Below are 12,749 nucleotides of genomic sequence, written 5' to 3'. Positions count from 1 at the left end.
GTCGGTGTTCCTTGTCGTTGTGAGCACGCTGTTCAGGCCGGCCGCCTGAGAAACATTGCAACAGAACCAACGAGGACGCTTTTGTATCTATCCGACCTGGAATTGGCGTTACCGCCACTGGGCAGGGGCTGCTTTGCAGCCCAGCCGCCTCTACAGGTATCGCGCCGTCTGCGAATCTGGCGCTGCACCTGTAGAAGCAGCAAGACGATGTGCCAGCTAGAACGTTTTAAATGCCACGTATGCGCAGCGCCTCCGAGACATCCTGGCGGCGCCAATCCGCTCTCAAATCTTAGGTTTGACCGATTTAGCTTTTTCGTCTGCGAGACTCTGCTTGCGCTCAGCTTCAGCCTTGGCATCGCGAGCGGCCAGCTCACGCGCTGTTGCGCCTGCGGCTGTTTGGCCGCTGGGCCGCTGGGCCGCTGGGCCGCTGGGCCGCCACGGCATCGATATCCCGCGCCCAACGCTGGCACGCTGGGTGATTCAGTCGCATCCATGATGCTTAGCGCCGGCAAGAATCCGATGCGGGTCGCCAAGCAGATGAGCGACAAAGACTGGCCCCTGATTGCCAAGGTCCATGGCCGCTGGATGCCCTCCGCTGACGTCGGAGCCGGAGGGCGTGCAGAGGCACTTTTGCTGGTAATGCCAGGGTTATGACAACATCACCGCCAGACCCCGCTTTTTCATTGGGCTAGATCAAAACGATCCAGCTCCATGACTTTTTCCCAAGCGGCGACGAAGTCTTTGACGAATTTGTCATTACCATCGCTGCTGCCGTACACCTCGCTCAACGCCCGCAACTGCGCATGCGAGCCGAACACCAGGTCGACCCGGCTACCCGTCCACTTCACCTGCCCGGTCTTGCGATCGCGGCCTTCGAAGCTTTCGTTGTCCGCCGAAGTCGGCTTCCATTCCACGCCCATGTCCAGCAGGTTGCGGAAGAAGTCGTTGCTCAGGGTGCCGGGCTTGTCGGTAAACACGCCGTCCTTGCTGCCGCCATGGTTGGCACCGAGCACGCGCAGGCCGCCGATCAGCACGGTCAGTTCAGGGGCGGTGAGGGTCAGCAACTGGGCCTTGTCCAGCAACAGCTTCTCGGCCTTGACGCTATAGCGGGCCTTGCTGAAGTTGCGGAAGCCATCGGCCAGCGGTTCCAGCACGGCAAACGACTCGACGTCGGTCTGCGCCTGGGAGGCATCGACCCGGCCCGGGCGGAAGCCCACGCTGACGTTGTGCCCGGCGTCCTTGGCGGCTTTCTCCACGGCAGCTGAGCCGGCCAGGACGATCAGGTCGGCCAGGGAGACCTTCTTGCCACCGGCGTTGAATTCGCCCTGGATCTTCTCCAGAGCCGCCAGCACCTTGCCGGTGCCCTGGTTCGCCGCCCAGTCCTTCTGCGGTGCCAGGCGCAGCCGGCCGCCGTTGGCGCCACCGCGCTTGTCCGAGCCACGGAAGGTCGAGGCCGCCGCCCAGGCGGTGGAAACAAGTTCGGCGACGCTCAGGCCCGAGGCAAGAATCTTGGCCTTGAGCCCGGCAATGTCCTGCTCACCCAGCGCTGGCTGGTCGGGTTTTGGCAACGGGTCTTGCCACAGCAGTTCTTCGTTGGGCATTTCCGGCCCCAGGTAACGCGCCAGCGGGCCCATGTCACGGTGGATCAGCTTGTACCAGGCTCGGGCGAAGGCGTCTGCCAACTGCTCCGGGTTGTCCTTGAAGCGCTTGGCGATCGGCCCGTAGATCGGGTCGAAGCGCAGGGCCAGGTCGGAGGTGAGCATCGAGGGCGCGTGGCGCTTGCCCGCGTCATGGGCATCCGGCACGGTACCTGCGCCCTTGCCATCCTTCGGTCGCCACTGGTGGGCGCCGGCCGGGCTCTTGGTCAGTTCCCACTCGAAGTTGAACAGGTTGTTGAGGTATTCGTTACTCCATTTAGTGGGCGTCGAGGTCCAGATCACTTCCAGGCCACTGGTGATGGTGTCGCCACCCTTGCCAGTGCCGAACTTGTTGGCCCAGCCCAGGCCCTGCAGCTCCAGGCCTGCCGCTTCAGGCTCGGGGCCGACGTTATCGGCCGGGCCGGCACCGTGGGTCTTGCCGAAGGCGTGGCCGCCGGCGATCAGCGCCACGGTTTCTTCGTCGTTCATGGCCATGCGGCCGAAGGTGTCGCGGATGTCCTTGGCCGACGCCACCGGGTCAGGGTTGCCTTCCGGGCCTTCCGGGTTCACGTAGATCAGGCCCATCTGCACGGCAGCCAGCGGGTTCTCCAGGTTGCGTTCGGGAGGTAGATCGCGGCTCTGCTCTTCCGGGCGCTTGGCAGGCTCTGCCACCAGGTCACCTTGGCCTGGTGGCTGGGCTTTGACCTGTTCCTTGCCGTAGCGGGTGTCGCCACCCAGCCAGACCTTTTCCGAGCCCCAGTACACATCTTCGTCCGGTTCCCACACGTCCGCGCGCCCGCCCGAGAAGCCGAAGGTCTTGAAGCCCATGGATTCCAGGGCGACGTTGCCGGTGAGCACGATCAGGTCGGCCCAGGAGATCTTGTTGCCATACTTCTGCTTGATCGGCCACAGCAGGCGCCGGGCCTTGTCCAGGCTGACGTTGTCCGGCCAGCTGTTGAGCGGGGCAAAGCGCTGCTGGCCAGAGCCGGCACCGCCGCGGCCATCACCGATGCGGTAGGTACCGGCGCTGTGCCAGGCCATGCGGATGAACAACGGGCCGTAGTGGCCGAAGTCGGCTGGCCACCAGTCCTGGGAGTCGGTCATCAAGGCGGTCAGGTCTTTTTTCAGGGCCTGGAAGTCGAGGCTCTTGAACGCCTTGGCATAGTCGAAGTCCGGGTCGGGGTTGGACTTGGACGAGTGTTGATGGAGAATCCTGAGGTTGAGCTGGTCAGGCCACCAGTCACGGTTGGTGGTGCCGCCACCTGCGGTTTGATGGAACGGGCATTTCGATTCGTTCGACATCTGCTGTTACCTTTGGGTCGGTTATCCAGATTTCCGGTCTATGCCAGGTGTTCTTTCAGCCGAGCACATGGGCTCATGCCTACCCCTTCATCAGGTCTGGTCGGTCACCTGCCGACACGGGGCTTTCGAAGCTCTCACGCCACGCGCGGCGCGGTCTTGCACACAGGTGCTGACGCGCCGCCCGCGAGCGGATTTCGCAGGGCCAGGGGAAAGACTAGTCGAGCTTGGGCAGAGGTCTAATAGAGTGGCTCTTGCAGGCTGATAGCCCCGGCACATCCATACAAGGCGCAACCGCCAGCGGCGTGCTTCAATACACCGCCAACCCCTCCAGCCCGGTGAGCCAAGCCCCATGAATCGCAACGACCTGCGCCGCGTCGACATGAACCTGCTGGTGCTTTTCGAAGCCCTGATGATCGAACGCAACCTGACCCGCGTCGGCGAAAAGCTGTTCATCACCCAGTCCACCGTCAGCGCCGCCCTCGCCCGCCTGCGCGAGCTGTTCGACGACCCGCTGCTGATCCGCAGCGGCCGGGCCATGGAGCCAACCCCGCGAGCCATGCAGATCTTCGCCGAGCTGGGCCCGGCCATGGATGTGATTTCGTCCGCCATCAGCCGCGCCCGCGACTTCGACCCGGCCAACAGCAGCAACCAGTTCCGCCTGGGCCTGTCGGACGACGCCGAGTTCGGCCTGTTCCCCGCCTTGCTGCAGGCGCTGCGCGAAGAAGCGCCGGACATCAGCGTGGTGGTACGCCGGGCCAACTTCCTGCTGATGCCGGGCCTGCTGGCCAGTGGCGAGATATCGGTAGGCGTGAGCTACACCACTGACCTGCCGGCCACCGCCAAGCGCCGCAAGCTGCGCGATATCGGCGTGCGGGTGCTGCGCGCTGACAACCGCCCCGGTCCGCTGACCCTCGACGAGTACTGCGCCCGGCCCCATGTGATGGTGTCGTTCTCCGGTGACATGAGCGGCAACATCGACCTCGACCTCGCGCGTATCGGCCGCTGCCGCAAGGTGGTGCTGGCCGTGCCGCAGTTCGGCAGCCTGCGCGCGCTGCTACGCAACACCGAAATGATCGCCACCGTGCCGGACTACGCCGCTTGTGCCTTGGCCGACGATGGCAGCCTGCGCGCCGACCCGGCCCCCTTCGAGATCACCGAGGCCGAGCTGTCGATGGTGTGGAGCGGTGCCCATGACAACGACCCCGCCGAGCGCTGGCTGCGCGAGCGCATCCTGCAGTTCATGGCCCGCCCGAGCTGATCCATCGACCTCATCGATAGCCACCATGAATGCCATCAAGTTCCGTCGCAGCCACTTCGGGCAGAAGATGGCGGCATTCACTGATCGATGAGGCGCTACCCATGAAAACCGGCATGCTCGCTGCCCTGCTCGCCCTGTTCGCTGCCCTTGGCGGTTGTGCCGCGCCGGCTGGCCAGCAGGCTGCCCAGCCCTATGGGCACTTCTACTCGGCCACCGCCCTTTCCAGCGTCGCCCTGGCCCCGGGGCAGCACGTGGCCGTGCTGCTCGGGCGCAATGCCGACAGCACCCTTAGCTACCTGCAGCAGCACCGTGGAAACGCGGTCGCCAAAGCGCAGCCGCGCAGCATTCCGGTGGCCACGCTGCGCGGTGGCAGCCAGGCCTACGAGTGGCTGGCGCACTCACTGGCTCAGCAGTTCGCCGAGGTGACCTTCTATGAAGACCTGGACAGCCTGCTCGCCGACCACCCGGACGTGATCGTGCTGCTGGACAGCGAAAGCCGCCTGGCCACGGCAGACGTGGAAAGCCGAGTAGTGGCGCGCTTCTTCGACAGCCAGTTGACCTACATCGGCCGCGCCGAAGGGCGTGCGCGCAAGGATGTCAGCAATGTGGCGCGGATGCTGGAAGATGAACAAGCCGCCAAGGCCGATGCCCTGCGCGATTTCGACGCCTCGCTGCAGCGCTTGCTGGGCAGCAAGGTGTAAGGCGCAACGACCCTCCGGCAGAAAACAGGGAACTCCCGCCACTCGCCCGCAATCTTAAACAGTGAGTGGTTTTTTCCTTGTACTTCACGCTACTGGAGAACACGACATGCGCCACCTACTCCTCGCCCCTGCGCTGCTGCTCCTGCTGCCTGCCGGTGCGGCCCTGGCCCGCGTCGATGCGGGCGACGTCGCCACCTCGGCCGGTGTTTCCGCCTCGCTGTATTCGACCTTCAAGGATGACAAACGGATCATCCCCGCACGCGACGACCTTTCCGCATTCGTCGCCAGCGGCGGTACCATCCGTGGCGCCTATGTGGAGTCGGCGCTGGAACAGGCCCGCAAGGACAATCCTGGGCTGCAGGCCAGTGACGAAGAGCTGGCCCGGGCAATCCTCTCCCAGGATGACCCGCTCGCCCATCATTGATGTAGCGCCTATACCGGCCTTTCGCGGCGCAAGCCCGCGCAAGGGCCGGTACAGGATGACCTCAGCCCCAGCCATCCATGCGCATGGTGGCCCTGACCAAGCGCTGCTCTTCCTGCTCGATCTCCCGCAAACTGTCACGAATTCCGTTGATATGCTCGCGTGCTGCCCGCTGCGCCTGCTCGGGCAGCTGTTCCATCACTGCGTGATACAACCGCGCATGCTGGCGATCGATCTGGCGCTTCTGCGCCGGACGGCAATAGAGGTTGTTGACCGAGGCGAACACCGTGCTCAGGGTCAGGTCGCTCAATGACTGCAGGGTATGCACCAGCACCGGGTTGTGCGACGCCTCGCTGATCGCCCGATGGAAGGCATGGTCACGCCGGGCATGCTCGCGTGGGTCAAGCACTTCGACAGAAGCATGGGCATCCAGCATGTCTTCGTAGCGCCTGCGGATCAGCAGGCGGTCGATATCGGTGGCGCGCAAGGCCGCCAGGCGCGCCGACTCGGCCTCCAGCAAGGCGCGCACCTCCAGCAGGTCGAACAAGGTGCGCGGCTGCGAGCTGAACAGGTGCATCAACGGCGTGGCACTGGCCTGCCCGGCAAGGTCGGCGACGAACGAGCCGCGCCCTTGCTCGGTATCGATGATGCCGCGCCCCCGCAGGATGCGCAGGCCTTCACGCAGCGCCGAGCGCGAACAGCCAAGTTTCTCCACCAGGCGCCGTTCCGATGGCAAGGCCTGGCCGACCTTGAGCACGCCTTCGACGATCAGCCGCTCGACCCGCTCGGCCACTTGGTCCGCGACCTTGGCCTTGCCTTCAATACCCATGTACAGACTCCAACTGGTAGGACCACTGCTGTAAACGCTTCAAATCTAGCCGTTCAAACCCATAGATGGCCAGTGCTTCTCGGAAAAACTGGTAGGACCAGTGCCCAGCACGCTCGACCACCCCCGCTCAAGCGCGCAGGCTGCAAGGGTGAACGGTTTGCCAACAACAACAAAACTGCCGCCGAGTGAGCCTGATGAACATCCTCTACGACGAACGTGTCGACGGAGCGCTGCCCGCCGTGGACCTGCCCGCGCTGCTGCAGGCGCTGCGCGATGCCCTCCCCGACCTTGAGATCCTGCACCGCGCAGAAGACCTCAAGCCTTACGAGTGCGACGGTCTTTCGGCCTACCGCACCGTGCCGCTGCTGGTAGTGCTGCCCGAACGCCTTGAACAGGTGCAAACCTTGCTCAAGCTCTGCCACTCCCGTGGCGTGCCAGTGGTGGCGCGCGGCGCCGGTACTGGCTTGTCGGGCGGCGCGCTGCCGCTTGCCAAGGGCATCCTGCTGGTAATGGCGCGCTTCAACCGCATTCTTGAGGTCAACCCGCAAGGCCGCTTCGCCCGGGTGCAGCCCGGTGTGCGTAACCTGGCCATCTCCCAGGCCGCCGCTCCCCACGGCCTGTACTACGCACCCGACCCATCTTCGCAGATCGCTTGTTCGATCGGCGGCAACGTCGCCGAAAACGCCGGTGGCGTGCACTGCCTGAAATACGGCCTGACCGTGCACAACCTGCTCAAGGTCGAGATCCTCACCGTCGAGGGCGAACGCCTGACCCTGGGCAGTGACGCCCTCGACAGCCCGGGCTTCGACCTGCTGGCGCTGTTCACCGGCTCAGAGGGCATGCTCGGCATCGTCACCGAGGTGACCGTCAAGCTGCTGCCCAAGCCTCAGGTGGCGCGGGTACTGCTGGCCAGCTTCGACAGCGTCGAGGATGCCGGCCGTGCGGTGGCCGAAATCATCGCCGCCGGCATCATCCCCGGTGGCCTGGAGATGATGGACAACTTGGCGATCCGCGCCGCCGAGGACTTTATCCACGCCGGCTACCCGGTAGACGCGGCCGCCATCCTGCTGTGCGAACTGGATGGCGTCGAAGCCGATGTGCAGGATGACTGCGAGCGGGTAGACGAGGTGCTGAAGCAAGCCGGTGCCCGCGAAGTGCGCCTGGCCTGTGACGAGGCCGAGCGCGTGCGCTTCTGGGCCGGGCGCAAGAACGCCTTCCCGGCGGTGGGGCGCATTTCACCGGATTACTACTGCATGGACGGCACCATCCCGCGCCGCGAATTGCCGCGGGTGCTCAAGGGCATCAGCGAGCTCAGCGAGGAATACGGCCTGCGCGTGGCCAACGTGTTCCATGCCGGCGACGGCAACATGCACCCGTTGATCCTGTTCGATGCCAACCTGCCCGGCGAACTGGAGCGCGCCGAGGCCATTGGCGGGCGCATCCTCGAACTGTGCGTGGCCGTGGGTGGCAGCATCACCGGCGAGCACGGTGTTGGGCGCGAGAAGATCAACCAGATGTGCGCGCAGTTCAACAGCGACGAAATCACCCTGTTCCATGCCGTGAAGGCGGCGTTCGATCCGCAAGGGCTGCTCAACCCAGGCAAGAACATCCCCACCCTGCACCGGTGCGCCGAGTTCGGCGCCCTTCATGTGCATCACGGGCAACTGCCCTTCCCCGAGCTGGAGCGCTTCTGATGAGCATGGACCGCGACATGAGCCAGGACCTGCTCGAACAGGTCAACCAGGCGCTGAACCTGGGCACGCCGCTGCGCATCCAGGGCGGCAACAGCAAGGCCATGCTCGGCCGCCCGGTGGCTGGCGAGACCCTCGATACCCGCAACCACCGGGGCATCGTCAGCTACGACCCTACCGAGCTGGTGCTCACCGCCCGCGCCGGCACACCGCTGCTGGAGATTGAGGCGGCGCTGCACGAGGCAGGGCAGATGCTGCCCTGCGAACCGCCGCACCTGGGCGCCGAGGCGACCCTGGGCGGCATGGTCGCGGCCGGGCTGTCCGGGCCACGCCGGCCCTGGGCCGGGTCGGTACGTGACTACGTGCTCGGCACGCGGGTCATCACCGGGCACGGCAAGCTGCTGCGCTTTGGCGGCGAGGTGATGAAGAACGTCGCCGGCTTCGACGTCTCGCGGCTGATGGCCGGCAGCTTTGGCTGCCTTGGGCTGCTGACCGAGGTGTCGCTGAAGGTGCTGCCACGCCCACGCGAATGCCTCAGCCTGCGCCTGCCGATGGACCGCCACCAGGCCCTGGCCGAACTGGCCGAATGGGGCCAGCAGCCGCTGCCGATCAGTGCCGCCTGCCACGATGGCGAAGCACTGCACCTGCGCCTGGAGGGCGGTTCAGGCTCGGTGCAATCGGCCCGCCAGCGCCTGGGCGGCGACCTGCTCGACAGCCGCTTCTGGAGCGACCTGCGCGAACAACGGCTGGCCTTCTTCAACCACCCGGCACCGCTGTGGCGGCTGTCGGTGCCGACGGCCAGCGGCGAACTCGACGTGCCGGGGCAGCAACTCATCGACTGGGGTGGCGCGCAGCGCTGGCTGAAGTCGACGGCACCAGCGCAGCTGATCCGCGAGCAGGCGGCCAAAGTCGGCGGCCATGCCACCTGCTATGCCCCCGGCGACGATAGCAGCGCGCCGCACCCGGCGGCGCTGATGCGCTACCACCTCGCGCTCAAGCAGCAACTCGACCCCCAGGGCGTGTTCAACCCTGGCCGCCTATACCCGGACCTGTGAGGCCACGCCCATGCAAACCAACCTGAGCGAGAGCGCCAAGCGCCTGCCCCGTGGCGAAGAAGCCGAAAGCATTCTGCGTTCCTGCGTGCACTGCGGTTTCTGCACGGCCACCTGCCCGACCTACCAACTGCTCGGCGACGAGCTGGACGGGCCCCGTGGCCGCATCTACCTGATCAAGCAAGTGCTCGAAGGCGCGCCGGTCACCGCCAGCACGCAACTGCACCTGGATCGCTGCCTGACCTGCCGCAACTGCGAAACCACCTGCCCGTCGGGGGTGAAGTACCACGACCTGCTGGACATCGGCCGCGCCGTGGTCGAGCAGCAGGTACCGCGCCCACTCGGCCAGCGCCTGCTGCGCCAGGGCTTGCGCGTCGTGGTGCCACGCCCGGCGCTGTTCAAGGCCCTGACCCGCACCGGCCAGGCCCTGCGGCCGGTGCTGCCGGCCAACCTCAAGAGCAAGTTGCCGGCCAAGGTGGCGCCAGCCGGCGAACGGCCCGCCCCCCGCCATGCCCGGCGCATCCTGCTACTCGAAGGTTGCGTGCAGGCCGCCTTGTCGCCCAACACCAACGCCGCCACCGCACGCCTGCTGGACCGCCTGGGGATCAGTGTGGAGCCGGCGTACGAAGCCGGCTGCTGCGGCGCAGTGGATTACCACCTCAATGCCCAGGAACAGGGCCTCGATCGTGCCCGGCGCAACATCGATGCCTGGTGGCCGGCCGTCGAGGCCGGTGCCGAGGCCATCGTGCAGACCGCCAGTGGCTGCGGTGCCTTCGTGCGTGACTACGGCCACCTGCTGGAAAAAGACCCGCACTACGCCGCCAAGGCTGCACGGGTCAGCGCCCTGTCGCGGGACTTGGTCGAAGTGCTGCGCGACGAACCGGTCGAACAGCTCGGCCTGTGCGCCGAACAGCGCCTGGCCTTCCATTGCCCCTGCACCCTGCAGCATGCGCTCAAGCTCGGCGGCCAGGTGGAAAGCCTGCTGATGCGCCTGGGCTTCACCCTCACCCCGGTGCCGGACGGCCACCTGTGCTGCGGCTCGGCCGGCACCTATTCGCTGACCCAGCCTGCGCTGTCGCGGCAACTGCGCGACAACCGCCTGAACGCGCTGGAAAGCGGCAAACCGCAAGTCATCGCCACCGCCAACATCGGCTGCCAGACCCACCTCGACGGAGCCGGACGCACGCCGGTGCGGCACTGGATCGAAATCGTCGAAGCAGCTTTGAACCAGGAGAACAGCCATGCATAGCAAGCCCGTGATCGGCCAGGCGGAAGTGACCCGCCTGCTCGCTGCCGCCCGCCAGGAAGCCCAGGCGCAACAGTGGAACGTGACCATCGCCGTGGTCGACGACGGCGGCCATCCGCTGGCCCTGGAGCGCATGGACGGCTGTGCCCCGTCCAGCGCCTACATCGCCATGGAAAAAGCCCGCAGTGCCGCCCTGGGGCGCAAGGAGACCCGTGACTTCGAGCAGATGGTCAATGGCGGGCGTACCGCCTTCGTCACCGCGCCGTTGCTGACCAGCCTGGAAGGCGGCGTGCCTGTGCTGGTCGACGGCCAGGTGGTGGGCGCCATCGGCGTGTCCGGAGTCAAACCCGAGCAGGATGCCCAGGTGGCCAAGGCGGGCGTGGCGGCCCTTTGAAAGGCGTGCGCATATTTTCTGAAACCTGAACTCCGAGCGAGAAGACAATGACCCACCCACTCAAGGTCGCCCCGATCCTGCAACGCTTCATCGAGGATGAAGTACTGCCCGGCACCGGCATCGACGTCGCCAGCTTCTGGCAAGGCTTCAGTACCCTGGTCCACGACCTCGCCCCGCGCAACCGCGAACTGCTCGCCGAACGCGACCGACTACAGCACGAACTGGACACCTGGCACCGCCAGCACCCGGGCCCGATCAGCGACATGGCCGCCTACCAGGCGTTCCTGCGCAGCATCGGCTACCTCGTTGAAACCCCTCGGCAAGTGCGCATCAGCTCCACCCAGGTCGACCGCGAAATCGCCGAGCAGGCCGGCCCGCAACTGGTGGTCTCGCTGAGCAATGCCCGCTACGCGCTGAATGCCGCCAATGCCCGCTGGGGCTCGCTGTATGACGCGCTGTATGGCACCGATGCCATCCCCGACAGCGACGGCGCCGAGCGCGGCCAAGGCTACAACCCGGTGCGCGGCGCCCGGGTGATCGCTTTTGGCCGGGATTTTCTCGACCGCTCGGCACCGCTTGCAGGCGCCTCCCACGCACACGCGCAGGCTTACGCGATCAATCAGGGAAAACTGCAGGTGACCTTGAGCGATGGCCGCCAGGTCGGCCTCGCAGCGCCTGCACAACTGCGCGGCTATCAAGATGAACCCGGCCAGCCAACGGCCATCCTGCTGCAACACCATCGCCTGCATTTCGAAATCCAGATCGACCCGGCCAGCACCATTGGCAAGGCCGACCGCGCCGGCGTCAAAGACATCCTCGTCGAAGCCGCGCTGACCACCATCATCGACTGCGAAGACTCGGTCGCCGCCGTGGATGCCGAGGACAAGGTCAACGTCTATCGCAACTGGCTGGGCCTGATGAAAGGCGACCTCAACGAACAGGTGAGCAAGGGCGGCAAGACCTTCACCCGTGCATTGGCCAGGGACCGTGAGTACCACGGCACGGATGGCCAGCCACTGACCCTGCCCGGCCGCTCGCTGCTGTTCATCCGTAACGTTGGCCACCTGATGACCAACCCGGCGATCCACGACCGCGATGGCCGGGAGATCCCCGAAGGCATTCTCGACGCCGTGGTCACCAGCCTGATCGGCCTGCACGACCTCAAACGCCGAGGCAACTCCCGCGAGGGCAGCCTGTACATCGTCAAGCCGAAGATGCATGGCCCGGCCGAAGTGGCCTTCGCCGACCAGCTGTTCGGCCGTGTCGAGGACCTGCTGGGCCTGCCCCGGCACACCTTGAAGATGGGCATCATGGACGAGGAGCGGCGCACCAGTGTCAACCTCGCGGCCTGCATCGCCAACGCGGCAGCACGGGTGGTGTTCATCAACACCGGTTTCCTCGACCGCACCGGCGACGAGATGCACAGCGCCATGGAAGCCGGCGCCATGCTGCGCAAGGGCGACATGAAAGGCAGCGCCTGGATCCAGGCCTATGAGCGCAGCAACGTACTGGTGGGCCTGGCTTGCGGCCTGCGTGGCAAGGCGCAGATCGGCAAGGGCATGTGGGCCATGCCCGACCTGATGGCGGCCATGCTCGAACAGAAAATCGCCCAGCCCCGCGCCGGCGCCAACACCGCCTGGGTACCCTCACCCACCGCCGCGACCTTGCATGCGCTGCATTACCACCAGGTGGACGTGCCGGCCGTGCAGGCACAGCTTGAAAACGTCGACCTGGGCGCTGAGCGCGAGCAGCTGCTGCATGACCTGCTGAGCATTCCGGTGAGCCCGGACCGGCCCTGGAGTGCCGACGCTATCCAGGCCGAGCTGGACAACAATTGCCAGGGCATCCTGGGTTACGTGGTGCGCTGGGTGGAGCAAGGGGTGGGTTGCTCGAAAGTGCCGGATATCCATGACGTGGGGCTGATGGAAGACCGCGCCACCTTGCGCATCTCGGCACAGCACATCGCCAACTGGCTGCACCATGGGGTGGTCACCCATGACCAGGTCGAGGCGACCTTGCAGCGCATGGCCACGGTGGTGGACCAGCAGAATGCCGGGGATCCGGCGTACCGGCCGATGGCCGAGAATTTCGCTGGTTCGCATGCATTTCGTGCGGCGCAGGCGCTGGTGTTCAAGGGGCGGGAGCAGCCGAGTGGCTACACCGAACCGCTGCTGCATGGCTGGCGTTTGAAATTCAAACATGAGGTTCAACAATAACA

Annotated in this window: 10 protein-coding genes; 8 read left to right on the top strand and 2 right to left on the bottom strand. The window is 65.8% G+C overall.

Annotated features, from left to right (window positions below; all coding sequences use genetic code 11):
• Nucleotides 1–680: 680 nt before the first annotated feature.
• Nucleotides 681–2,939 carry a catalase/peroxidase HPI gene (gene katG, locus ACOKS3_RS11580; protein ID WP_103446866.1) on the bottom strand — a complete coding sequence of 753 codons (2,259 nt, stop codon included), beginning with the start codon at nucleotides 2,937–2,939 and terminating at the stop codon, nucleotides 681–683.
• A 349-nt stretch (nucleotides 2,940–3,288) separates the two neighbouring features.
• On the opposite strand from katG, the gene ACOKS3_RS11575 reads away from it, so the two are divergent.
• From ACOKS3_RS11575 to ACOKS3_RS11565, 3 genes are all read left to right on the top strand, one after another.
• Entirely contained in the window at nucleotides 3,289–4,197 is a 909-nt protein-coding gene (locus tag ACOKS3_RS11575; protein WP_422764201.1) for a LysR family transcriptional regulator, read from the top strand.
• Nucleotides 4,198–4,298: 101 nt separating this feature from the next.
• Nucleotides 4,299–4,898: a hypothetical protein gene (locus ACOKS3_RS11570; protein WP_422764202.1), complete on the top strand. Its 600-nt coding sequence runs from the start codon at nucleotides 4,299–4,301 to the stop codon at nucleotides 4,896–4,898.
• Nucleotides 4,899–5,004: 106 nt separating this feature from the next.
• Nucleotides 5,005–5,322 (top strand): DUF2388 domain-containing protein, encoded by a 318-nt coding sequence (locus ACOKS3_RS11565; RefSeq protein ID WP_103446863.1) that lies wholly within the window; start codon nucleotides 5,005–5,007, stop codon nucleotides 5,320–5,322.
• Nucleotides 5,323–5,383: 61 nt separating this feature from the next.
• Here the strand turns inward: ACOKS3_RS11565 and glcC are convergent, their stop codons facing one another.
• Complete coding sequence (gene glcC, locus ACOKS3_RS11560; RefSeq protein ID WP_103446862.1) at nucleotides 5,384–6,148, bottom strand: transcriptional regulator GlcC; 765 nt, start codon at nucleotides 6,146–6,148, stop codon at nucleotides 5,384–5,386.
• Between the two features lie 194 nt (nucleotides 6,149–6,342).
• Here glcC and glcD point away from each other — a divergent pair, with 194 nt between their 5' ends.
• From glcD to ACOKS3_RS11535, 5 genes are read left to right on the top strand one after another with little or no spacing between them, the layout of a single operon-like run.
• Nucleotides 6,343–7,842, top strand: a complete 1,500-nt coding sequence (glcD, locus tag ACOKS3_RS11555; RefSeq protein ID WP_103446861.1) for a glycolate oxidase subunit GlcD — start codon at nucleotides 6,343–6,345, stop codon at nucleotides 7,840–7,842.
• A complete protein-coding gene (gene glcE, locus ACOKS3_RS11550; RefSeq protein WP_422764203.1) occupies nucleotides 7,842–8,894 on the top strand; it encodes a glycolate oxidase subunit GlcE in 1,053 nt (350 codons plus the stop codon). The genes glcD and glcE overlap by 1 nt, the downstream gene beginning before the upstream one ends.
• Before the next feature lie 10 nt (nucleotides 8,895–8,904).
• The gene (gene glcF / locus ACOKS3_RS11545; RefSeq protein WP_422764204.1) at nucleotides 8,905–10,140 is read left to right on the top strand and encodes a glycolate oxidase subunit GlcF; all 1,236 of its coding nucleotides are present in this window, start codon (nucleotides 8,905–8,907) and stop codon (nucleotides 10,138–10,140) included.
• A complete protein-coding gene (locus ACOKS3_RS11540) occupies nucleotides 10,133–10,531 on the top strand; it encodes a heme-binding protein (RefSeq protein WP_422764205.1) in 399 nt (132 codons plus the stop codon). Before glcF ends, ACOKS3_RS11540 begins: the two co-directional genes overlap by 8 nt.
• A gap of 47 nt (nucleotides 10,532–10,578) precedes the next feature.
• Entirely contained in the window at nucleotides 10,579–12,747 is a 2,169-nt protein-coding gene (locus ACOKS3_RS11535) for a malate synthase G (protein ID WP_422764206.1), read from the top strand.
• The last annotated feature ends 2 nt before the right edge of the window (nucleotides 12,748–12,749 follow it).

The organism is Pseudomonas sp. HS6-2 (assembly GCF_049325675.2).
Taxonomy (GTDB): domain Bacteria; phylum Pseudomonadota; class Gammaproteobacteria; order Pseudomonadales; family Pseudomonadaceae; genus Aquipseudomonas; species Aquipseudomonas putida_N.
Note: the sequence above shows the minus strand (reverse complement) of the source record. Positions and strands in the feature narration are given on the sequence as shown.